This is a genomic window from Prevotella aurantiaca, from assembly GCF_015262605.1.
Lineage (GTDB): Bacteria > Bacteroidota > Bacteroidia > Bacteroidales > Bacteroidaceae > Prevotella > Prevotella aurantiaca.
On sequence record NZ_JABZSJ010000005.1, the window covers coordinates 1 to 24,447 of the forward strand.

Annotated in this window: 20 protein-coding genes; 7 read left to right on the forward strand and 13 right to left on the reverse strand. The window is 41.9% G+C overall.

Translation table 11 applies throughout. The features are described 5' to 3' along the window. The 3 genes from HXN26_RS01950 to rbr form a co-directional block, all read right to left on the reverse strand. The coding region (locus tag HXN26_RS01950) for an imm11 family protein (RefSeq protein WP_337954472.1) at positions 1 to 349 on the reverse strand (349 nt) is incomplete at its 3' end. Positions 350 to 427: 78 nt separating this feature from the next. Beyond that, positions 428 to 769 carry a hypothetical protein gene (locus tag HXN26_RS01955; RefSeq protein WP_273158368.1) on the reverse strand — a complete coding sequence of 114 codons (342 nt, stop codon included), beginning with the start codon at positions 767 to 769 and terminating at the stop codon, positions 428 to 430. Positions 770 to 1,112: 343 nt separating this feature from the next. Then, entirely contained in the window at positions 1,113 to 1,766 is a 654-nt protein-coding gene (gene rbr / locus HXN26_RS01960; RefSeq protein ID WP_273158369.1) for a rubrerythrin, read from the reverse strand. A 481-nt stretch (positions 1,767 to 2,247) separates the two neighbouring features. Between rbr and HXN26_RS01965 the strand changes: the two genes are divergently transcribed. Beyond that, the gene (locus HXN26_RS01965; protein ID WP_273158370.1) at positions 2,248 to 2,712 is read left to right on the forward strand and encodes a MaoC family dehydratase; all 465 of its coding nucleotides are present in this window, start codon (positions 2,248 to 2,250) and stop codon (positions 2,710 to 2,712) included. A gap of 359 nt (positions 2,713 to 3,071) precedes the next feature. Here HXN26_RS01965 and HXN26_RS01970 read toward each other — a convergent pair whose 3' ends face one another. The 10 genes from HXN26_RS01970 to HXN26_RS02015 form a co-directional block, all read right to left on the reverse strand. Then, entirely contained in the window at positions 3,072 to 3,506 is a 435-nt protein-coding gene (locus HXN26_RS01970; RefSeq protein ID WP_273158371.1) for a hypothetical protein, read from the reverse strand. An 80-nt stretch (positions 3,507 to 3,586) separates the two neighbouring features. Beyond that, on the reverse strand, positions 3,587 to 3,871 hold the full coding sequence (locus HXN26_RS01975; RefSeq protein ID WP_273158372.1) for a hypothetical protein: 285 nt from the start codon (positions 3,869 to 3,871) through the stop codon (positions 3,587 to 3,589). A 119-nt stretch (positions 3,872 to 3,990) separates the two neighbouring features. Continuing rightward, positions 3,991 to 4,302, reverse strand: a complete 312-nt coding sequence (locus HXN26_RS01980; protein ID WP_273158373.1) for a hypothetical protein — start codon at positions 4,300 to 4,302, stop codon at positions 3,991 to 3,993. 245 nt (positions 4,303 to 4,547) lie between these two features. Further along, complete coding sequence (pflA, locus tag HXN26_RS01985) at positions 4,548 to 5,339, reverse strand: pyruvate formate-lyase-activating protein (protein ID WP_273158374.1); 792 nt, start codon at positions 5,337 to 5,339, stop codon at positions 4,548 to 4,550. A 235-nt stretch (positions 5,340 to 5,574) separates the two neighbouring features. Continuing rightward, on the reverse strand, positions 5,575 to 7,821 hold the full coding sequence (gene pflB, locus HXN26_RS01990) for a formate C-acetyltransferase (RefSeq protein ID WP_273158375.1): 2,247 nt from the start codon (positions 7,819 to 7,821) through the stop codon (positions 5,575 to 5,577). Between the two features lie 589 nt (positions 7,822 to 8,410). Further along, positions 8,411 to 9,346: a HipA domain-containing protein gene (locus tag HXN26_RS01995; RefSeq protein ID WP_273158376.1), complete on the reverse strand. Its 936-nt coding sequence runs from the start codon at positions 9,344 to 9,346 to the stop codon at positions 8,411 to 8,413. Beyond that, complete coding sequence (locus HXN26_RS02000) at positions 9,339 to 9,680, reverse strand: HipA N-terminal domain-containing protein (RefSeq protein WP_273158377.1); 342 nt, start codon at positions 9,678 to 9,680, stop codon at positions 9,339 to 9,341. The genes HXN26_RS01995 and HXN26_RS02000 overlap by 8 nt, the downstream gene beginning before the upstream one ends. Continuing rightward, positions 9,677 to 9,880 (reverse strand): helix-turn-helix transcriptional regulator, encoded by a 204-nt coding sequence (locus HXN26_RS02005; RefSeq protein WP_025000684.1) that lies wholly within the window; start codon positions 9,878 to 9,880, stop codon positions 9,677 to 9,679. Before HXN26_RS02005 ends, HXN26_RS02000 begins: the two co-directional genes overlap by 4 nt. A 694-nt stretch (positions 9,881 to 10,574) precedes the next feature. Then, positions 10,575 to 13,013, reverse strand: coding sequence for a translocation and assembly module lipoprotein TamL (gene tamL / locus HXN26_RS02010; RefSeq protein WP_273158378.1), 2,439 nt, complete (start codon positions 13,011 to 13,013; stop codon positions 10,575 to 10,577). Next, positions 12,997 to 18,111, reverse strand: coding sequence for a translocation/assembly module TamB domain-containing protein (locus HXN26_RS02015; protein ID WP_273158379.1), 5,115 nt, complete (start codon positions 18,109 to 18,111; stop codon positions 12,997 to 12,999). The genes tamL and HXN26_RS02015 overlap by 17 nt, the downstream gene beginning before the upstream one ends. A 569-nt stretch (positions 18,112 to 18,680) precedes the next feature. Here HXN26_RS02015 and HXN26_RS02020 point away from each other — a divergent pair. The 6 genes from HXN26_RS02020 (at position 18,681) to HXN26_RS02045 (ending at position 24,405) form a co-directional block, all read left to right on the forward strand. Continuing rightward, the gene (locus HXN26_RS02020) at positions 18,681 to 19,190 is read left to right on the forward strand and encodes an RNA polymerase sigma factor (protein ID WP_273158380.1); all 510 of its coding nucleotides are present in this window, start codon (positions 18,681 to 18,683) and stop codon (positions 19,188 to 19,190) included. Beyond that, positions 19,181 to 19,648 (forward strand): hypothetical protein, encoded by a 468-nt coding sequence (locus tag HXN26_RS02025; protein ID WP_273158381.1) that lies wholly within the window; start codon positions 19,181 to 19,183, stop codon positions 19,646 to 19,648. The genes HXN26_RS02020 and HXN26_RS02025 overlap by 10 nt, the downstream gene beginning before the upstream one ends. Further along, on the forward strand, positions 19,638 to 20,075 hold the full coding sequence (locus tag HXN26_RS02030) for a DUF6108 family protein (protein WP_273158382.1): 438 nt from the start codon (positions 19,638 to 19,640) through the stop codon (positions 20,073 to 20,075). Before HXN26_RS02025 ends, HXN26_RS02030 begins: the two co-directional genes overlap by 11 nt. Positions 20,076 to 20,122: 47 nt before the next feature. Continuing rightward, the gene (locus HXN26_RS02035; protein ID WP_273158383.1) at positions 20,123 to 20,959 is read left to right on the forward strand and encodes a hypothetical protein; all 837 of its coding nucleotides are present in this window, start codon (positions 20,123 to 20,125) and stop codon (positions 20,957 to 20,959) included. 183 nt (positions 20,960 to 21,142) lie between these two features. Then, positions 21,143 to 22,252, forward strand: coding sequence for a Fic family protein (locus HXN26_RS02040; protein ID WP_273158384.1), 1,110 nt, complete (start codon positions 21,143 to 21,145; stop codon positions 22,250 to 22,252). 719 nt (positions 22,253 to 22,971) lie between these two features. After that, entirely contained in the window at positions 22,972 to 24,405 is a 1,434-nt protein-coding gene (locus HXN26_RS02045; protein WP_273158385.1) for a carbohydrate-binding domain-containing protein, read from the forward strand. The last annotated feature ends 42 nt before the right edge of the window (positions 24,406 to 24,447 follow it).

The window sequence follows — 24,447 nt, forward strand, 5'->3', positions numbered from 1 at the left end:
TTTCCAAATCAACACATTTCATGCGGTGTGGCAAATTCATAGCGTAAAATCCTTCAACCTTTTCTTTGCCACAGAATAAGTCCACATCAAAAAACTGTATGTCTTCCGTTAATGTTTCTAACACTTCTTTTAATCGTTGGCTTACTAATTCGGGACCTGCTGATTCTAATAAAACTGCCGACTTTATTTTTTTTAGGTTCGAACTTTTAGGGATATCGTAAAACAAAGGTAGTTCTTCGTTGGGTAGCAACTCTCCTTTGAAAAATTCTTTGTAATCTAAAGAAATATCATTTTCGTAAACCACCCACCCAATCGTATTCGTTGTTGGTGTTAAGATATAGCCATTCATAATTTTTATATTATCTACTTTTTCAGAAAATAGTCCTCTTTCAAAGAACTTTGAATTAAAGGCATCATTAGCATTTATCTACAAAATAGATTTCAGCCAATCGTACACCTTTCTTGCAAATTTTGAGGTTTCAATGTCTTTTGGAAGTACCAAAGTTATTCGATTGGAATCTGACGAATTGTTACTATTGAATATAAGTAAAAAAGGACCTTCGCCAGAATCTCTATAGGTATAAAATCCCTTTTCATCTATAAGTTCAAACATCATTTTATTTTTAGCTACGTATATATCCGTTGTCTCGTCTTCATTGTCAACAACAATATAAGGTTTATCCCATAATGAAAAAGATTTCTTTATCTCTTGGATAAACTCCTCTTGCTTTTTCTGTGTATATAAAACGTAGTCAATACCTGTAATCATAACTCATTTTTTATATGGGTATTCTTTCAGATGAAAGAAATATCTGGTTCAGATATATATCCAAAAGTTGTTCTACATATTCTCTAATTTTTCTTTAGGTTTTATATTATACGCCAATTCTGCTGGCATAATTTAAACTACAAATATATTACTTATTTTTCAAACAAATGTTTTTATCTTGTTCTTTTTGTATTGTGATATTTCAAATGTATATTTTTGGCGCAACAAAAAAAGCGAAACGCTATGCGCGGCGTTTCGCTTATTTAATTTTTTGGCTACAATTTTACATTTCAACAATTATTTGTCTATGCAGTTGTTTTGTAGCTTTTTTCGTATCAGACAATTAGTAGTTCTCTGCCTTTACTTGGAAGAAACTCTGTGGATGAGCACAAACTGGGCATACTTCAGGAGCTTGTTTGCCTACAACGATATGGCCACACTGACGGCATTGCCAAATAGCTGAACCATCTTTAGAGAAAACTACCTTATCTTCGATGTTCTTTAACAACTTGCGATAGCGCTCTTCGTGCTTCTTTTCGATAGCGCCAACTGTACGGAACTTAACAGCCAACTCTGGGAAACCTTCTTCCATCGCATCTTTTGCCATTGCATCGTACATATCTGTCCATTCGTAGTTTTCGCCATCAGCAGCATCTTTCAAGTTTTCTTCTGTACTTGGAATACCTGCATTGTGCAATAACTTGAACCATATCTTAGCGTGCATGCGTTCGTTAATAGCAGTTTCTTCAAAAAGAGCAGCAATTTGCTCGTAACCATCCTTACGTGCCTGACCAGCATAATAGTCATACTTCATGCGTGCTTGACTTTCTCCTGCAAATGCTGTTTGCAAGTTTTTCTCGGTTTTGGTACCTTTGAGAGCTGCTCCATTGAATTCTTTAAACTTATCAGCCTTAACATGGCAAACTGGGCACTCAGCTGGTGCTTCTGTTCCTTCGTGCATGTATCCACATACAGTGCAAATAAATGTCTTCTTCATAATGTTCTTGTTTTTATATTAAATGTTTCTTTGTTCGCTGGGCAACGTGGTTGATCCTAAATATCTTTGTTGCGCTTTCTAATGTTTCCATTTCTCGGAAAGATTGAAAAAAAGACGCGTTTTGTTGATTTTTTGCCCTTATCCAATTTTTATTTTCTATATTGGAATATATCCAATAGTTTCTTGTTCGTATTGCAAAATTACAAAATATATATTGTAACAGGTAACAATTTACCATTCTTTTTCGTCAAACTGCTATGTTTAGACAGTGGCTAAATAAGATATAAACAGGAACTTATACTCTGCGGTAATTTATTAAACAGAATAAAAGATGTATTATGATGGAGGGATTAGGAAGTATAGAATTGCACACTTAACACATTATTTGTGCAATTTTAAGAGGAAAGAGTGGTGCAAAGGCGACGACGTTAGGAAGTTTTTTAGTAACTTTGTCGGCAAGAAACTAAGATAAGAAAAAACAATGGAGAAACTAATAGTAAACAACTACGAAGAGTTGGCAAGTTATTTGGGCAAGAAACTCGGTGAAAGCGAATGGTTGGAAGTTAATCAAGAGCGCATTAACCTTTTTGCCGATGCTACTTTGGACCATCAGTGGATTCACGTTGATGCAGAAAGAGCAGCTAAAGAAAGTGCTTATAAAACCACTATTGCACACGGATATCTTACTCTTTCTCTGCTGCCACACATGTGGAATGAGATTATTGAGGTGAATAATCTAAAGATGATGGTGAACTATGGCATGGATAAAATGCGCTTCGGACAACCTGTTCTTGTTGGTTCACGCATTCGTTTGGTAGCTGCGTTGGAAAGTATTGAAAACCTAAGAGGCATCTGCAAGGCTGGCATTAAGTTCCAAATTGAAATTGAAGGTCAGCGCAAACCTGCTTTGGAAGGTATTGCTACTTTCTTGTATTACTTTGTATAACTTGGGAACTTCGTTCCGAAGAAAGTATCTTCTCATACATAATAAAGTTCAAACTTACTGAAAAAAGTGGGCATTTGACTGAACGAATATATTTTCTTTTCGGTGGAAAGATAGTCTGCAAAGACGATAAACAAAAAACTTCGATGAACCAAATAATTGGTTTATCGAAGTTTTTTCGTTAGTTTAGAATTGTGATTTTTACAGATTTAGCAAATCCTGACCAGTAAAAACATCGACCTTTACGCCAATCTTGCCTTCCAAATCTGTGGTATTGATGCCTGGAAAACATTTGGGTTTTCTTGGTCAAGACTTCAAAATGGTCATCAATTTGTAACGAATAAGTCTCTTCATCTGAAACACTAAAGAATTTCACCAAATTCTATTTCATTTTCAAATGATATATAAATAATCTTCTTAAAATCTTTAGATAGAAAATAATGATGTTGAGGTATTTCATCAATTATAAAGGGGATAACCTTTACTAAATCTTTTAAATAGAACTCATATCCTACCTCCGTCAAGCTATCTCCAATATAAATTATCTCATCTTCTTTAGAAAATATCTTCTCTTCGATTAACTTCTGAATAAAATTAACGACATCAAAAGACACATTCCCTTGGTCGGATTTTACTAATTTATTATTGTGTAAGCTACTAAAATCAATTCGTGATCTAATAAAAGGGAAGTGCTTACTCAGGTTTTCCATGTAGTAAGAAAGGTTTGAAATAACCGTATAATTGATGTTCTGCTCTTCTACATTTTTTATTAAGAGATTATCATAAAAGTTATTCATGAATCAAAGAATTTATTATTTACACATATACCTGGTATCAAACGTGTCCGTAGAAGGCGGCGAAATCAGTATCCTATAGCTCAGCCTTGTTTTGACCACACTCTAAAATCAGGACGACAATACCCTTCTATTAGGTCCATTATCTCATTTAAGAATTCGCTACAATCTTGATTGTCTTCTGATATTTTGCTGAAAAATGATACAACCTCCTTCTTGCTCATTCCTGTTTCTTTATAAGAAGACAATATTTTCTTATATTTCAAATAAAAATCTAATGGTAGATTTTCGACATTTTCATATTTAGCTTGCCAATCTTTAATGTCTGATATAATTAAAAGAGCATCTTTTTCATCAATCTTGAACATACGGGAATGAATTAACTTTGTGAATCATTAATGCTTTTTGGTTATCTCTACCAGTGTCTTTTGCCTTGCAGAATCTAAAACTTATCTCTGAATGATGACAATACAAGAATAGTGAAAGACTACTCCTTAAACTTTAATAGCAATTCCTCTTTTGAGCAATCATAGGGCGGTTTCCATATCTTTACATCTTGCTCTATGATTTCATCATACGCTTCATTAGACAATTGCTTTTCCATTTCTATCTGAAGAATGTATCTTATCCGAGCTAATTGGTCTAAAGTCTTATTCTCTCTAAAACCTAATAACAGAGCTAAAGCCGTCTCTTCTTTCTCATAGAAGCCAGATGCAATCTTATCAATATAACCTATTGTGGAATTAAGAATATTAAATATCTCTTTATATTCTTGCTGACTTAATACTAAGTTACTCATTGCTTATAACGTTATACAAACTTCGTTGTTTCAGGATCTAATTCAAAGTTATCTTTAACTTTATTATTGCTGTTCCGTAAACTTCAAATCGATGCGATTGATTTATGTACGTTGTCCATCAATAGACAACACGAATTGCATTTTTGAGAAGTAAGTCCAGCCTTTCAGACTATCAGTTTTCGGCAATTTGAACACAATATTTGCGATATCAAAACTTTTACCGAACAGCAATAAATCCGTTAATATTACGCCTTCCCCTCTAATATTTGCTGTGCAAGTTGCACTTGTTCGGGAGTAGGTTCGGGTATTCCCTTCAATGGATAAGGCATGTTAAGGTTTTCCCATTTGTAGATTCCAAGCGTATGATAAGGTAGTACTTCTATCTTCTCAACGTTGTTTAATGAAGCAATAAACTCGCGTAAACGCAGCAAATACGCTTCTTTATCTGTAATGGTAGGCACAAGGACGTGTCTTATCCAGATGGGTTTTCCAATTTCAGATAGATAGCGAACGCAGTCAAGAATATTTTCGTTGGGCCAACCTGTAAGTTTTTTATGTTCGTCAGAATCTATGTGCTTAATATCGAAAAGGAGTAAGTCGGTGTACTTCATCAGTTCTTCGAACTTCTCAAAGAACACTCCCGTACGATGGAAAGGTTGTGCCGACGTATCGAGACAGGTATTGATGCCCTGCTCTTTTGCTTTGCGGAAGAACTCAATGAGGAAGTCTATTTGCAATAAAGCTTCTCCCCCACTCACGGTAATACCACCTTTTGCACCCCAATAACTTTTAAAACGGATTGCCTTTGCCAGTAGTTCGTCGGCAGTTACCAATTCTTCGGAATGGGTATCCCACGTGTCTGGGTTATGACAATACTGGCAACGCATAGCGCAACCTTTAAGGAAAACGATGAAACGAATACCTGGTCCGTCTACCGAACCGAACGATTCGATAGAATGTACCCTTGCGAGTTTCTTGCCATCGGCACGTTCTGTATTCTCTGTATTGTATTCAATTGTGGGTATTTGTTCTTCCATAATGTTCTTTTTACGTTCTTCTAAAACTGCGTTATCCTCGCAATGTCAATGCCAACATAAGTTATACATTGCTCATTTGACTTACAGAAACGCTCTTTCAATTACACGTTTCGTACTTCGTATCAATTATTCCTCACGAAGTCGAGACAACTTTTATGTAAAAAAATAATTGGGCCAAACCTGTCAGCCCAATTATTTTTTCGGTCATATATATTATATATATAATGTGTATCGCTTACATCTTGCCGTGTGCCTGACGTGCAATAACGTCTTCTTGCTGCTCGCGAGTAAGGTCAATGAACTTAACTGCGTAACCGCTGACACGGATAGTGAAGTTTGCATATTCCTCTTTTTCTGGGTGTTCCATAGCATCGAGGAGCTTTTCAACACCGAATACGTTTACGTTCAAGTGGTGTGCGCCACGGCTGAAGTAACCGTCCATTACACCAACGAGCGTATTTGTACGTTCTTCTTCGTCCTTGCCCAATGTGCTTGGAGCAATAGTTTGTGTATTTGAAATACCGTCGAGTGCGTATTCGTAAGGAAGTTTTGCAACTGAGTTCAACGAAGCCAACAATCCGTTCTGCTCTGCACCGTAAGATGGATTAGCACCTGGAGCCAATGGAGCACCTGAAGGACGACCATCTGGCATAGCTGGTGTATACTTACCATATACTACGTTTGAAGTAATGGTCAAGATACTTGTTGTTGGTTCAGAGTTACGATATGTGTGGTGCTTTCTAATCATTGTCATGAAGGTCTTGAGCAACCAAACAGCTATTTCGTCTGCTCTTTCATCGTCGTTACCGTAGCGTGGGAATTCACCTTCAGTCTCGAAATCAAGTGGGAAGCCTGTTTCGTCGCGAACAATCTTAACCTTTGCGTACTTAATAGCACAGATAGAGTCTACCACGTGGCTGAATCCTGCAATACCAGTAGCAAATGTACGACGTACATCGGTATCGATAAGAGCAAGTTCTGCTGCCTCATAGAAATACTTATCGTGCATGTAGTGGATAAGGTTCAAGGTGTTTACGTAGATGCCTGCAAGCCATTCCATCATATCCATAAACTTAGGCATGAACTCTTCATAGGTAACTATGTCGCCTTCGATAGGACGAAGTGCAGGGCCACATTGCTCACGAGTCTTGTGGTCAATACCACCGCTGATAGCGTAAGTCAAGCACTTTGCAAGGTTAGCACGAGCACCGAAGAACTGCATTTCCTTACCTGTTTGAGTAGCAGATACGCAGCAGCAGATTGAATAATCGTCCCCCCAAACTGGACGCATAACCTCGTCGTTCTCGTATTGGATAGAGCTTGTCTTAACAGAAATCTTTGCAGCGTACTTCTTAAAGCCCTCTGGAAGAGCTGGAGAATAAAGTACTGTAAGGTTAGGCTCTGGAGATGGGCCCATGTTTTCCAATGTATGGAGGAAACGGAAGTCGTTCTTTGTTACCATGTGGCGGCCGTCCATGCCAAGACCAGCTACTTCAAGAGTTGCCCAAACAGGGTCTCCAGAGAAGAGTTGGTTGTATGATGGGATACGAGCGAACTTCACCATGCGGAACTTCATAACGATATGGTCGATCAATTCCTGTGCTTCAGCTTCGGTCAATGTACCTTCTTCGAAGTCACGATTGATATAAATATCGAGGAAAGTAGATATACGTCCAACTGACATAGCAGCTCCGTTCTGTGTCTTAATAGCTGAAAGGTAGCCAAAGTAGAGCCACTGTACAGCCTCACGAGCGTTCTTTGCTGGGTTAGAAATGTCGTAACCATAAATCTTCGCCATTTCTTTCATCTCGTACAATGCCTTGATTTGCATTGAAATTTCCTCGCGTAGACGGATAATATCGTCTACCATAACACCGTCGCCACAGTTTCTTAGGTCCTTTTGCTTCTCTTCTATCAAGAAGTCAACACCATAAAGAGCCACACGACGATAGTCGCCTACGATACGACCACGGCCGTATGTATCAGGAAGACCAGTCAAAATGTGGTTATGACGTACGATTTTCATCTCGTCAGTATATGCGTCGAATACACCTTCGTTGTGTGTCTTGCAATATTTTGTGAAGATTTCGTGGAGCTTTTCAGAAGGTTGGTAACCGTAAGTAGTACAAGCCTGCTCTGCCATCTTAATACCACCGTAAGGCATGAAGGCACGTTTTAGAGGCTTATCGGTCTGCAAACCTACTACCTTTTCAAGGTTTTTCAAGCTTTCATCGATATATCCTGGGCCGTAAGCAGTAGCGCTTGACACGATTTCGGTCTCCATATCAAGAACACCACCCTTTGCGCGTTCTTCCTTTTGGAGTTCTTTCAGTCTACCCCATAGCTTGTTTGTTGCTTCTGTTGGCTCTGCAAGGAATTCCTCGTCGCCATCGTAGCCTTTGTAATTAGCCTGGATAAACTCGCGCATATTAACTTCGTCAAGCCACTTAGTGCCTGAGAAACCTCTCCATTCTTCTCTCATAATAGTATTGTAATTTAGTAAATTATCGAACCAAAATGCCTCGAAAGGCTCTTCAATTCATTATCAATTCTCTATTTTTGTGGTGCAAAGGTAGGTTTTTTCCATATTTATTACAATACTTACAAATCGGTATTTTGCGATGCACATGTTTTGCGAGATGTGCAAAAATGGGCATTTTGGGGTATTTACATACCTACTTTTAGGTATTAAAGCGTTATTTTGCCACTCTATTTGCTATCTTTAGATGGCAAAATAGAGGTTTTATTGCAAGACCGATGCCCATTTATAGGTATCTAATCGGATTGTTTCTTTATTCCTTTTTTCTACTGTTTAAGGCGGAATATTGCAACATTTGCCTCGCATAAGTTACGGTTTGAAAGTACTGTTTTAATGCTTTCGCACATCTATTTCCTTTCGTCTTATATATATAATAAGGTGTAACCCCACCCTATTGTGCCTCAAAAATGTGTTATAATGAGTTGTTTTGTTACACGATGTGCTACTGACTTGCAATTTATTTTCACACTATCGTATCACAAAAAAGTTTGGTTTATAGGTTTAAAACTCTTGATTTGCAAACTAAGAACATCTATTTCTGCAAGCGTTTCAACCTACTTTCAATTGTATTTTCGTACTCCTGCTTTAGTTCTTCAGTAAGAAACGAAGTTTGTATCAGCGTTTTCCATTTCGGAAGAGCCTTATTCATATTTGCTATTAGGCGCAATACCACCTTCTCTTTCAAACCTATTGTTGCTGCAAACTTTATGAAATCGACTAACTTTAGTTTTGTCTTCCGCCCGGAAAGTGTAAGTGCCAATTCCTCTTTATCCTTCGGATTAACGATTGCAACGTTCAAAAGGTCGTATGCTGGAGCCAGTTGATAACTATCGAAAGGTCTATATAAAGAAAAGTTTTTAAGGTGCATATCGTTGTTTCCTGTAACAAAACAGAAGAGCAACAACTGCATATAGTTTACAATAGCAAGCTTTGGCGTGTCGCAAAACTGCCCAATTGTTTTAGCTATCTGTTCGTACGAACTCTTATATTTATACTCCGTAGGGTGCAAAGTCAGCTGACACATATCTTCCATGTCTATCTTTTGCCCTTCGTTAGTACGATCTATACGTTTCGTTATGTATCCAAGCTCACCATCAGCTAGCCGTATAAGACTATGAGGAACTACGTTTATCTTTGCTACTTCGGCAAGCCGCATGGTTAAATCTTCGTTTTCGGGCAGTTGCGGATAGTCGTTTGTCTGCGGTTTAAAAATGTAGTCGCCCCACAATCCTACTATTGTTAGACGGTTAGTATCGTCGTGTTTATTAAGATTTAACGATAGTTTGGGTTGTACTCCCGTCAATGAAGTCTGCGCACGTACCACCTTTTCAGCCAGCATATCAAGGTCTTCGTGTTGATATTCAAGCACTGGCGCATCTTGTACACCAAAGAATTTCTTGGCACACTGCGGGTGAAAATCTTTCTGTTCGGCGGCTAACGGCTGATAACAATACAAGCATTTACACATGATTATTGTCCTCCTCCGAAGTTATTGCTACTACACTAACTGCTCCTATGCACTCTTTGCAGCAGAGCAACAGCAACGACATACGGTCTAAAACGCTGATGTCTGTGTTGCGAAGTACTACATCGAGCAGCCAACCTTCGGGTATTAGACCGTCGAAGAACGGAAATAGCACAGGACTAACGTAGGGTTCGACTTGCAAAGGAAGCGTCAGACTTATCGGTTGTGCCTCTTTCTTGGCAAGATACGTGCTGTCGTAGCAGAAACGATATTCGCCTCCGTCTTCGGTCAGTATGCCTGCAAGCACATCTTTTCGGTATATTTGCGCCTGTCTCATAACTTCTTGGTTGCGGTTAATTCGTAATTAAACAAGTCGAGAAGCTGGTTTACCTTGTCCATTCTTAGCGATGTCTTGCCCTGTTCTAAGCTGCGCACAAAGCACAAACCTACTCCCGACTTCATCGCCAGGTCCTCTTGTGTGAGTCCGTAGTCCTTCCGTAGCGCCTTAACTATAAGCGATAACTTGGTTTTCTCCATAACTAACATTATATCATATCGCATACAAAGTTATAAAGAAAAATCTGTTTTATATTGTTTCGCATATAAAATATACAAACATTTAACATTTTATATTCGTTCTAATGTAGTTTGATTGTTCGGCTATAGGTTTTCGTTGGCTGTATTAGGGTTGCAAGAAGACAATGTGGAAGTATTGGTTGGCGTGTTTATTTTGGTGTGTTCGACTCTTTTTAAACCATGCCTTTACATTGCTTTAACGGCATATTCTTACATCGTAAATTACTTTGAAATATCTTTACAGATATTGTTTCGATTTATATTTCGTAATTGACTGATAATCAACAACTACGATTTTGCATTGTAAACGAGGCTGTTTTGCATTGCAATATAGGCTCTTTTACGCGGTAAAATAGGCACTTTTGCAACGCAAAACAGGCGCTTTTGGAAAAAGGTTTTGGCGGTGTGATTTTCTGTAAAGATATTACATGTATTTCAAAGCAATGGAAGGTAAGTTTCGCAACTGTATCGTTCGGTTTGGGGAAGTAGTTTTTTCGGGACTCGAAGTGGTTGGTAATGTACGTGAGAAAGGGGGCTTGAGGAAATAAAAAAAAAGTGATTTTGCGCAATCGGGTTGCAACAAAAGCACTTGTTTTGGCTGTGTCTTGTGTGTTGATAGGTACTCGAAAAGTGAGCCTCAACGCTGTCGTACGTTTTAGAAAGGTAGTCCGATGGCAAGGTGGAAGGCCTGTGCATCTCGGAAATTGCGTATGTTGTATAGCTTGTTACGCCCTGTTTCGTATGGCACGTGTAAGCCTACGCCCCAGTCTAAGCGAAGCATAAAGAAACCTATATCGTAACGAACACCGAGTCCGGTACCGAACGCTAACTCTTTTAAAAAGTTGCCGAAGCGGAACTGAGAGCCTGGTCTGCTGGCGTCGTTGCGTAGCGTCCACACGTTACCAGCGTCGAGAAAGAGCGCTCCATAGAGGTTTCCTACAAGGTGAGGGCGGTATTCGAGGTTGGCTTGTACCTTTACTTCGCCCGTTTGTTCAATGTAAGAGCGTCCTTGAGAGGTAGACCGATAGGTTCCTGGACCTATCTCTCTGATGTTAAAAGCACGTATGCTGTTGGCGCCGCCGACAAAGAATTGTTCCGAATAAGGGGCTGTGGTACTGTTTCCGAAGGCCCATATTACACCTGCATTGGCGTGCGCTGCGATGGACGACTTGGTAGAAACGGTCCATATTTTGGTAAAGTTTGTTTCGAGTTTTACGAACTGTGCGAATGGATTTTTAAACATTGTCTTGCTGCGTTCGTTCCACTTTTTACCTGCAACCATGTAGCCTAAGGCGAGCAAGTTAGATGCTTCGCTCACGGTAGACCACCATCGTATGGGGTTAAGATAGCCTTTCGGACTTTGGTAAGTGTACTGGAATAGGGCCTTAGGTATGAACTGGTCGGCCATGGAAACCTCGAGATAAGGCACGCTATCAACAAGTGCTTTAAAGCGATCGGTTACCGAATGCATGTACTCATATGTGAGGGAGAGCGGTTTAAATACGAAAGCGCTGCGGTCGGTGGGTGCCCAACTGTAAGTGAGTTCGCCTGCCACAACGTGTCGTTTGAAGTATTGCGCTCGCTTAATGATGTTCACCGATGCACTCAAAGTGGTCATTGGTGTTTCAAAATAAACCTTATGCGGTTTCAGCGTAAGGGGTTTTCCTTCTGCAATTGCTGCCGCCTCAAGTCGTCGCAAGCGTTCGAGCAAAATGCGAGGAGGTGTTTTAAAAGGGTTAAGAAAGCGTGGGAACTGAAGGCTTGCTTCGGCTCCGTAGTTGTAATCGTTGATGCGTCCGGTTGTGGTGGTGGCGTCGCTGCGTTCTGTTGCCCATTCGTATGCGCCATGTAAACGCACGTTGAGCAGTTCGGCACCATGGAAAACGTTGCGCTTTGTCAAGCCGACAATAAGTTCGGGACCATATCTTCCTGTTGTTTTTCCACGTCCATAAGCCTCCACATAGAAGTCGTAGGGACGGTCGAAAGTAAGGTCGAACGTTACATCAAGCGTACTACAGGTATCTGTTTCATCGTGTGGCTTGTAGTTAAGACTGGACGATGAGAACAGACCAGTGGCGTTCAGGCGTTCCAAAGTCTCGGTGTGCTTGTTGTATTGGTATAGGTCGCCTGGTCTGAATTGCATATCGTTGGCGATTACTCTCGCACGCAATGGTGGTTTGCTATGGTTGAAGTTGAGCGTGAAACCGCGTTCTTCTCTTGTGTTTTCTAAATCCTCGAGGAAGTTTTTCTGAAGGTTTACGGTAATTTTACCAATGCGCCACCTGCGCAAAGCTGCATCTCCTACCGAGTCGGCAAGCTGCAAACGTGTCATCACCTTACCTCTAACGATGGTTGTATCGGCCAGATAGCTGGCGTCGTTGTTCTTGTAATAGAAGTAGCCATTGTTGCGAAAAAGGCTCGTTATGCGCTGACGCTCTTGCTCAAGAGTGGCTACGTCGAAGGGAACACCGCTCTTTACAATGGCATTAGAGCGTGCTGCCTCTATCAAACTATCTGCTTCAGGTGGGAAATTGACGTATTTCACGCTATCAATGGTCCACAAATGTCCCATGTTTACGGTGTACTTGAGCTTTATTTTCTTCTTATTCGACTGTGGAACAAGCTCGTGTGTTATCTTACCGTTGAAGTATCCACGTTTGCTTAATAGACTTTTGCCCACCGTTGCATGTAGTTCGGGCGACACAATAGATAAGGTAATGGGACGCGAACCAAAGGTTTTTGTTATCCATTTGCTAAACTTTGATGTATCGGGCGAGAAGGCATTCCATATCCATAAGCCCACTGGGAAAGGCGATTTAAACGACGGACTGCCAAAGAGAGAGCCATTTGGCTTTGTTGCCAGTACCACATCAAGCTCTTCTTGCACATTGTTGAAGTGCGTACTTTTCTTATAATTGGTGTATTCGGTAGACGTCATTCCCGTGTAAAGTTGCTCGCCATCGGGCAGCGCACTGGTGGTACTGCACGACGATACCATTGCCGTGAGCATCAGCAGCAAGGCAATGGCGGTGCAAAGCAGACTGCCTTGTTGGGCAGAACTGGCGCGGTGGGTATGCTTATTGTTTCTTTTCATTTACAAAATTAATTAAAGTATCGCGCTGTGGAGCCGGTTCTTTACTGCTCTTGAAGCGGAATATGTCTTTAAAATGCTGCAGCTTGCGGCGCCAAATAAAACCAACGCCAAACTCTCCTTGGTTTCCTTCGAGCCAATCGTAGGCCTCTCGCTCGTAGTAAAACTTCAAATACTTCGTCTCTTGCTTATTCAAACGATACTCTAACGAGAAGTTATCGAAGAACGCACCATTCTGTTCTGACATCTGAGAGCCTGTTGATACGCGTCCACCCATAATGATTCGGAGGCGATTATCCCATAAACGCTTCGAGAATTTAAAGGTATAATCGGTGTGAAGACTACCCGATACATCGGCAGTACTCTCCATATTGGCGCTTATATCTACGCCCATAGAGTTCAAAGCACGGCCCGTTATAGAGTTAACTTGGTTCTGTAAGAAGCCCATCAAAGCGTTATTCATGGCTCCATTGGCTGTAGCTGTAGTGGTACCGTCAAAGTACATGCCCGAAGCAAGCATTGTTACGGCAAGCTTCGACCGCTCTTCTACGCTCTTCGTGTTAAGTTTTCCCTGCATCTCTTGGTCTTCTGGAGCCTTTATTATAAACTCTACGCCAGGGTTAGGGAATCGTTTCGACAGACGCACTCCAGCCTCGAACTCTACCATTCTACCATTGCCCGAACCATCAGAAACGTTGGTTCGCACTGTCTCAGTAGCTGTAATGCTGAGCGTTGGTTCGGTAGGATTACCCGAAAACTCTACATAACTGCCTTCATGTATTTGGAAAGTGCGAAGCGGAATAATCGGTAACGAGTACTTCATCTTACCGTCACTTATGGTGTAACGACCTCTGAGGCGAGTTCCATTGGTGGGGTCGAAGTTCATATTGAGGCTACCTCCACCGACAATATCTACATAATTAGAGCGGTCTGGGCTCAGTGCGCAGAGCACATGGGCTTGGTTATCGACATCAATACGTAGCTTCATGTTCAGTCCTTGTATATCTGGACGCTTCACAACGATATCGGTTGTGTCATTCAGATTGGTGAAAGTAACGAGGTTTTCAAGTTCGTTATCGCTGACAAGCTGGGCATCGCGCATCACGTAAGTAACGTCGGTGCTACCTAAAATGTCTACTTTTCCTGTTAAGAGGAGCGACGACAGCGGTCCTTTCATCTCTCCATCGAAGTTTACAAACGCCTTTCCATAAAGTTCAGAACGTGAGTTTTCCTTCGCACTTACCACTTGGAAGTTGCGTGTTCGCATACGTATATCGGTGGTCATGCGGTCGAAATTGGAGAAGTCTAAGTAGCCTGCGATGTTTAAAGGAACGTTGTTGCTGGCGAAAACCTCAAAGTTTTCGAATTGCACTCGGCTATTTTGAATGAGCACAGGGTCGTTGGCAAAGCGCATTTCAATACCATAAGGCTCACTGAAAACATACGATGAGTCGAGGTAAATCTCACCATTTATGTCGAGATTCTTGAGTGGTCCTTTCATCGTTAGTGTGCCTTCGCCAGTGCCTCGCAAGCCTACAATGCGGTCAGGAACAAAGCCATTGACGTAGCTTAATGGGAATTTCTCCATCGTAAACTCGGCATCCAGCGCCCCCGTACCCTTGCTATCATAGATTCCTTCAAGCCTTCCTATCTCTACATCGTTCCTCATTATCACAGCATCAACGTAGTGTGTGCCGTCATCTTTAGGCGCATATACAAACTCTGCACCCACATCTCCCATGCTATTCAGCTCGTATACCATGTTCTTAATACCCATATCGCTGGATACGGTTATAGCTGAAGGAGTCTGAACGACGTGGAAGTCGCCGTCCAACTGACCTGAAATTCTTGGCGCAAACGGCAGTATCTTGAGCAATTGGTTCAGTTCGAACTTGTTCACAGATACTGTAAAGTTCTGCAAAGAGGTCTCGTCGGTATTGTCACTGTATAGGTGTATACCTGTTCCATCGTCTGCAAGCAACATCATTTCGGCCTTCATGCGCTTGTTACGACCTATATATATATAGTTATCTTCGTTCACTGTGAAGTCCTTATACCCTAATATTGCCTTTGCAGAAGTAAGCGAAAGGTTAATTCCTTGATCCTGCATTGCAGCCTGTGCAGATAGCGCAAGGGCTACCTTATCGTCCTTATCCATAACTGCGAGCGACGCATTCAGACCTCTATCGAATAGCGAACCCGACAAATAACCCTTATAAGGATAACTGTTATCAGGTCCATTCAGCACCTGAACATCGTAGCTTAGTCCAACGTCGTTGGTGGTAAGGTCTACTAAAAGCGAATCGACATGCACATCATCGTAGACGAGTGAATCGACAATAACATTTCCATTGAGTCCCTTTTCAGGCGAAGACGTAAGGTCGATGTTGGCTGTTTTGAAGACATAACCCTGCTGTTCGAGTAGCTTACTAAACAGATTTCCTTCGCCACTAACAAGCTTCAATCTTCCTGTAGGCAGCAATTTCTGCAACGCCATCTGGTCTATGCGCTTGTTTTCGATTTGCTTATTCAAGTTGTTAGCAATTCTTTGCCCTGCTTTTAGTACCTGTTGATAACTGCCATGCCAGTTCGTATTCAGTGTAAAATCGCCTCCTTCAATTACAGCACGGGTTGTATCAGCACGACTTAGTACGTCTATTCTAACATCACCAGGCGTGTATCGTTTGTTATCAGCCTTCACTTGCAAGTTACCAAGCATACCACGGACCATCAATTTGTCCGCCATGTCGGTGTCAAACTCTATGTTTAGCGCGCAGTTAGAGCTGAATGGCTTGTCGACAAGGCCTAATTGGTAAAGGTCGGCTTGCCGTATTAGACCGTTAGCACTACCGTTTACGCGTTTACCAGCCATGTTTGCGTGAATGTTTAAGTCGCCATCGAAGAGCGGAACCTCCTGTCCTCCTCTATCTTCGGTAAGCATTAGGTTGCCAAGATAGCCTTCTATATTATAATGGTTGGTCCGTTCTGAACGGAAAGCAAGATTGACTTGCGTTCCTAAAATATAGTTCTTGTCCATCATGCCCAACCCTTTTAAGTTGGCATAGGTAAGATCTCCCTTCACATGAGCGGCTGTTTTACCTCCACTAACGCTTGCCGTAATGTCCACATCACCCGATGCAAGACGCTGGACTCCATGTTTTCCTTCACTCGTAAGTATTAGATGGCGCAATGGTCCGCTCACATAATGACTGTTCTTCATATTCGAACGCACGTCGATATCTACCCATGTAGACACCACATAAGGGTCTTTCATCACGCCAATTTGCTTCAAATCAACACGGCGGAACCATCCTCGCAAGTGTCCATCTACCATTTTATCGCTTAGTTTGCCCTTGTAAGTGAAGTCGCCACCCAACATTCGGTTTGTACTTATAACGTGTATGTTGGCTGCTCCGCCCATCATTGCGATGTCGCCACTAATGCCATCGAGTACATAAGAGCCGAAACGGAACTGTCCGATATTGGCTTTCAAACGCAAAGACGACTTCGGATTAAGCACATCGGTGCCCTTTCCGTATGCTGATATGCTTCCAGTGAAGGGGTGAAGTCCGCTTTTCGGCATGAAATGCTGTAGCTGTAGGTTGGTAGCACGGGCTGTTACGTTGTATATTTCGCTGTTGGCGTTGTAGCTTCCCTTTACTACGACGTTGCCTCCGCCCTCATATAGCAGTGCATCGGCATCGTATTGCGCCCCTCGCATCTTAACTTTCGCGTCGAAACCAATGCCTGTTGGAATACTAATCGTTTGGGCTGTGCTCTTCGGCAGTAGCTGTTTTACAAAGCGAACATCTTGTAAATTGCCGTTGAAAGCGAGGTTTGCCGACATATTCTTCGTACTTTGCAAGTTGCTTACCCTACCATTTACATTCACAAAGAAGTGCTGTGGCATGCCAACGTGCAGCTTTTTCATGGTCAAAGCCTTCATATTGCCTTGCAATGTTCCGCTAACGTCTATCCGTTTGGTCGGTATTGCACGCAGAACATTCGATGGAACAGCACCAACCAAGAAGGGTTGCAGGTCGTCTTTACGCACAAAGCCATTCAAAGACACCGCCAACCTACCAGGGTTGATAGGCGCAAAGGCGTTCATATTCATGAAAATGCTACCTTTTATCTCGCTTGACGGCATGCGTAAATAGAGCGGTTGCAAGTACAAACTCGTACTATCAAGGCGGAAACGTGTGCGTATATCGTTAACAACCAGTCCGCTACGCTCTGTAAAATTACCTGTTCTGACGTTAGCAACAATGCCCGTGGAGTCGTAAGCAAACGAATCGACACCCATATAGAGCTTGCTTAGCGCTATGTGAGCAGCGTCGAAACCTTGTCGTGCCTTCGGTTCGTAAGTCTTATCGTAACTGAGCGAGCCTCCCTGCCAAGCAATTTGGCGCACTTTATATTCGTTTTTAAACAAGTCGATTGACGTCCCTAAGATAGCAGCCTTCACCATTTCGGCTCCCACAACCATAGTATCGCCAGGCATGTGGAGTCGAAGTGCCGTTCTTTGAAGGTCGAGTTTGTCGATATTTATCTTCCAGATTGTTTTCTCTTTCGTGGTATCTTTCGGCATGGTATCGTTGAGAGCGATATCGAGAAAGCCCCCTTGTACTTCAGCTTGATTAAGTAATGCTGTTGAATTTTTAAGGTTTACGCCATGTGCAACAACGTGTAATCGTTCTAAATTACCCTTTATTTGCAAATCGCCAATATAGTTCATGGTATTTGCTTTCAGTCCTTTGAAGGTGAGATAGTCTACTTCTACCTCTTTCATCAGCAGTGGAAGGAGTTGCACATTCACCATTAGTTCCTTCACTTCTGCTACCGTATCGCGCCTTTGCGGGAGGCTATCGTTGGGTCGCAACATCATAACCTGCTCGAGTTTGAGGTCGAGCGGGAAGCTGAGCGAGACGTGGTCGATGCTGATTTCCAGTCCTGTTTTCTCAGAAGCGTAGCTTGCTATCTTCTTTACAATCCAATTTTGAACAGGTGGCAAGTATAGAAGAGCGAGCAAGAATATAAATAATGAAATGGGCGCTAACACTATGGCAGCTAACCATTTCTTCCTTTTCTTAATGCGCATAAGCTATTCCCAGCGTGTGGGATAATACATTTTATTATGCAAAAGTACTAAAAAAAAGGGGGCTAACATAACAGTTTACTGAAAAAATATCATTTAAAGGTTTTTATTTTTTGCGACTTACGGAGTTAATTGGAGTATTTTCAAATACACCATCTAACCGAAATGTAGGTATCAGCTCCATGTTATTCAATGTTCGAACCTATTTTTTCGCACTTCTCTTACATTTCCGCTCAGGCAAAAAAGTGCTAAAATGGCAAACTCAAAAGCACTACAATAATCTTCATTTATTGCTTTCTTTACAAATTAAATATTGGGTATAGAGTGGTTATTCAAAGTATTTTGTATTTTTGCAGGGCAGTAATGATAGTATCAAATAACTAAGAACCAAGTTTTAAACAATTAGAAAGAAAAAATTATATAGTCTACAATACAACAGCAAACAACTGATTTTTAGTCGGTTAATGCTATCTTTAAAGCTATGAAAGGACAATAAACCAACGACGATGGGAATATTTTTTACGTCCGAATGTCACAAAACGACACCTCGTTCGTTTACCTATTGAAAAGCGATGGAAATAGAAACATTTAACAAAATGGTTGTAAGCCTACGCAGCCGACTGCTCCGTGTAGCAGCAACGCTGGAGGGTGGAGATGTTGAAGCCGAAGATTTCGTGCAGGAAACATTCCTCCGTATGTGGGCTATGCGCCATAAATTAGACCATCACCCTAACGTCGAGGCTTTGGCATTGAAGATAATTAAGGGCATAGCCATCGACCATTGGCGACACAGAAAGCTCGAAAGCGCAGAGGGAGAACACCCGAAGGAACTCGCAACTGAGCCAGGAAGCATGGCCACAAAGGACGATATGGAACTGATAAAGATGATTGTTGACCACCTGCCACCGCTTCAACAGCAAATCTTCCGCCTCAAAGATATTGACGGATACGAGAACGAAGAGATTGCAAAAATATGTGGTTGCTCGGCCGAAGCAGTCCGTCAGAACTTGTCAAGGGCACGGCGACGCATTCAGAAAGAGTTTATAAGACTGACTAATATAGAAGAAAAGATATGCAAATAGACGATATAAACAAACTGGTACAGAAGTACTTCGACGGCGAAACAACGGCGAACGAGGAACAACAGCTACGTTGTTTCTTTGCACAAGACCCGCTTTTGGTGCCGAACGAACTGAAACCGCTGTGCGCTCTCTTCCGTTGGGAGAGTCAGGAACGCGGTAAGGACGACACGATACTGTCTGAACCTACCCTCGAAACCACAACCATCAAACAACGTAAGCGACTTCCCAACTGGTTTGTTGCAGCCGTTTCGGCAGCTGCAGCAGTGGTGATTACCATGCTTGTAATGCAACAAAAAGGCAGTCAGACAAGCGATTATGCTTTCGTAAATGGCGAGCGTATCACTAATAAAGAGGTGGTTCAACGCGAAGCAGAGGCTGCTCTCAACATGGTTTCGACCAACGGAGACGAAGATTTCAACGCACTTTCATTGATAGGAGGAACAACCGATGAAGAATAAAACAATAAGAACCTTTCTCACAATGTGCCTGCTGATGGTACTCATACCTGCATCGGCACAGAGCGATTTGCAGATTAGCGTCGCCTTTGAACGCTTCGGTAAGGCTAAAAACTGCAAGATGGTGGTACTCAACGACGCCACTTTGAGGGGCTATAAGCTCAAGGTTTACAAGTCGTTGACGTATAAGAAGATTGGAGCAAGCATTGCGCCATACATCGATGCCGACAGAAAGAAAGCACGAAAGATACGCGAAATCGTTGATAACGGCAAGGTTACAAGCGGCTATTACATACTTCCGCAGCTGCCTTCTGGCCTCAACCGCTACATACTTTTTAGCAATGGACCCAACGATAGCGGTGCCGTCATCTACATAGAGGGTACGCTCGGTCCTGACGACATTATGAATGTATGCTACAAAAAACGCTGATAAACAACATCAAACATTCTAAAAATAAAAACAAAACATATACGATTATGAAACAACTGTTATTAACCTTAGCATTTGTCGCAGCTGTTCCGGTAATGGCTGCCGAAGTAAACGACACCACAATCCACTACGCCAACAAGCAGATAGTGTTGAGCAAGGACAGCGTATCGCTCAATGTGGCTGTGTATAACAAAGACGGCAACATGCTCGCAAAGACCAAAGAAACAAGCTATATAGATGGTCAGGAGGTGGAACGCTTCTTTATTTCGTCGCCATTCGTACCTATTCGAAGAAAGGGCAGACACAATTTCTATAGTCATATTCCCGACTTTTATGTTGGTGCAAACCTTCTCAATGGTGGCAAGGACATGCATAGTAAAGACGTAAAGTCGCTCGAATGGGGTATCAATTTCTTCGACGTGAGTCTTAGTCTCAACGCTTCTAACACCTTAGGCCTTGTGTCTGCCTTCCAAATAGGCTTTATACACAACCACTTCCACCCCAATTATATGTTGGACGACACCGACGGAACGCCTGTCATAGTAAGGAATTCGGCAGAGAAAGTAAAGACAAGTTTCATTAAATACAGCTACTGTAAGATTCCCGTAATGATTGAATGGCAGAACAAATTTGCGGGTAAACCATTGTATTTTGGCTTAGGTTGCTCGCTCGATTTCAAGGGAGAAATAAAGAGTAAGTACCGCATTGGCAAAGAGCGTTTCACTGTAAGCCGCAACTTAGACACCAATCCTGTAGGACTAAACCTTGAAGCTTACTTCGGCATTAAGTATGTTTCTATCTACGCCCACTACAGTCTTACAAAGCTAATGAATAGCGGTCCTGCCTGCCACCCATTTGGAATAGGTATCGGTTTCGACATGTAAACGAAACGAAAGAAAGGCGAGAAGGGTGTAAAAGCACTGCCCCCACACCCTAAAAACAGCGTTTGCGGAGAATAGAAGGCTTATTCTCCGCAAATTTGCATAGAATAAACGCTGTTTTATCCGCAAAGTTTTGCAACTATGACAAGAATGTATTAAGTTTGCAAACAAATGGGTTTAGATTATATGAATAATAAAAACATCTGGCAAGATGCCGACTTGCGCAACATGACATGGCAAGATAGCACCTTTAGCAGTATTCTTTCCGAAGTGCATTTCCTTCGTGGAAAACTGTTGGGAACCTTGTCTTTGTTTGGTTTTAAAGAGCAAAACGACTTCTTATTAGAGGCTTTAACCGAAGAAACAGTACACTCTTCTGCGATAGAAGGCGAAAGACTTAACAGGGATAGCGTGCGGTCTTCGGTTGCGAAACACTTGGGTTTAGAATACGAAGGATTGCCTCCAACCGACCATTATATAGAGGGTGTCGTGCAGATAATGATTGATGCAACCAGCCATTTCGGCGAACCCATTAACGAAAAAAGACTATTTGCTTGGCATGCTGCCCTATTTCCAACGGGTCAAAGCGGTATTTATAAAATCGGAGTTGGCCGTTGGAGAGTGGGAGAAGAGCCTATGCAGGTGGTTTCAGGGGCGATGGGACGACAGAAAGTTCACTATGAAGCACCTCCAAGTAGCGATGTTCCGCGCATGATGCAGCACTTATTTGAATGGATAGAGAACGAAACTGCAGTAATAGACCCTGTGGTAAAGGCAGCTGTTGCCCATCTATGGTTTCTCACCATTCACCCTTTCGACGATGGCAATGGTCGTTTATGTCGTACCATAACAGAGGTGTTGCTATCGAGAGCCGACAAAACTGCACAACGATATTATAGTCTTTCGTCTGAAATACTGAAACATCGGAAGGATTATTATGCGCAATTAGAAAAGGCACAGCATGGGAATACGGACATAACAGAATGGATTTTGTGGTTTCTTAGAACGCTACATGGTGCTTTGAAAGTGGCGCTTGAAAAGACTGAAAACACCATTCGGAAGGTGCACTTTTGGGACAAACACAAAGATTTAGTACTGAACGAGCGACAAAGAAAGGTACTGAATATGCTCCTCGATGGCTTCGATGGCAAACTGAACTCTTCGAAATGGTACAAGATAAACCATTGTTCGCAAGACACTGCCATACGAGATTTGAACGACCTTGTTGCCAAAAAGATACTCCAAAAGAGCGAAAAGGGCGGCCGCAGCACAAACTACGAACTAACTATCGAATAGTTGGCAACCTCTCATCACTATTTTAACAAACACCCTACAAGCTGTATTAGTGTGATTGTATACAGATACTGAAATAACAGCATAATTATTCTGAAATTGCAAGAAAACTTCTTTTAGAAATCAATACCCACGCTTTCGTTTTCCAATAGTGCCTATATTGCAACGCAAAACAGCCGCTTTTGCCGTGCAATATAGGCGCTTTTGCATTGCAAAACAACCCCTATTGTAACACGCTGGTGGAGAGATGGTTACACAACCGAAACGCTATTAGTGGGTATTTGTATAAATATGTATGTATATTCATATCGGCAATGTAGCACGAGTGCTTGCAAATGGGGTTGTAAGACAGGGACGGCTTTCGTTATTTTTTAAACACTTTAATATATTTTTCTTATACGGAGATACTACTATCTCTGCCTTTTTCGTATCTTTGTCAGCGACTATAACGAGTTTTTATAACTGATGAATTCCGAGAATATAAATCGCTTTTTCTGTTAAGAAACGGCCTTTGGCTGTACGGCTGTAGTGCTGTACGGTGGGAGGAGAGGTTGCTGCGGAGCATAAGAGAGTCGCTCCGACGCATCATTATGTGTGTTTTTGCACTGCCCAACCCGAAGAGTTAAACAGCGAGGATAAGGGGGTGAGGACGTTCTACCGATGTTTTAAAACTCTATGTCAGCAGATTATTACGAACAACAAATATTTTATTATAAAACAAAATGAAGAAAAAAGTTTTTGTGTTGTCCTTGTTGAGCGTGCTCGGAATTGGACTATTGACGTCTTGTTCGGGCGATGACGACGACAACAACGAGAAGGGTGGCACTGTTGAAACATCTGAAACGGCTACGCAAACCGTGAGTGATGCACCGTTAATGGACGAAACAAACGACAGTTTGAGCAACTATGAGTTTACGAAAATAGTTAGAATAGAACTGAACGGAACTTCTGCTACCGTAAAAAATAATGTATCTGGTGTGGCAGCAGTTATAGGGACAGGCATTGTGAACATTACTTCTACGGCTTCGAACGTAGAATATATTATCTCTGGAACCTACTCTGGTTCTGTTAATATCGAAGGAAAACCGATTGCAAAGGTTACCCTTAACGGAGCAAATATTACCAATGAGAAAGGTGTTGCGCTTAACCTTACAATACCAAAGGTATTTTTTCACACTGTAGGGGGAACTACTAATTCTTGCACGGCTACCCTTATGAAAGAGAACCATGCTGCCCTTTACTGCAATGGAAAATTGGTTTTCTACGGAAAAGGAACGCTAAACATAACTTCAAATAATGGTTCTGGTATCAGTGCTATGTATGGTATTACAGCGAAAGAGACTACCTTTAACATCAAATCGGGCTATGATGGAATAAGGTCGGCAGACCATCACATCTTCCTTAACAGCGGTACTTACAACGTAGAAGCTGCTAAGTGGGGAATCTGTACCCGCATTATTAAATCGGGAAGTGCATCGCGTAATACTGACCATTACATCGTTATGAACGGTGGAACATATAATATTACGACAACAGGACGCAATGGTTATGGCATCTGTGCATATTCACTACTGACCATTAACGGCGGTAATATTACGATTTCGGCTTATAATTCGGCTATCTATGGTGTTTCTGGACTTATCATTAATGGTGGTAATACCCATGCAAAAAGTACTGCTGGTAATAGTATAATGGCTTTCAACCTCTACGTAAAAGGCGGAACAACAACGGCAATAGCGCAACATGAAAAGATGGCTGCCATATTAAGCACGACAAAAACGTTTGTTATTACGGGCGGAACTCTTATTGGTATCAGCGCAAACGATAATGTGTCGTTGCCTACCGCAGAGTCTACGCAGCCGTCAGTGGTACTGGGTAAGAACGACGCATCGTACCGTTTCGGTGCTACTTTGATGAATATTCAAAGCTCAACGGGTGGTTCTGAGGTGATTACTTACCAGATTCCGCAATCCTACACTACCCTTTTCGTTTCGTCGCCAAAGCTATCGAAGGGTACAAGCTACAATATCTATACAGGTGGTAGCCACTCGGGAACTTCGACAAATGGCATCTACGCTGGTGGAACATATACGAAAGGAAAATCGAATGGTGGCTTTACTACTGCAACAGCAGCACCTTACGTATCTGAAAAATAAGGTCGGACAGGACCGCATCACATACAAAGCCCCGCAGCAAAG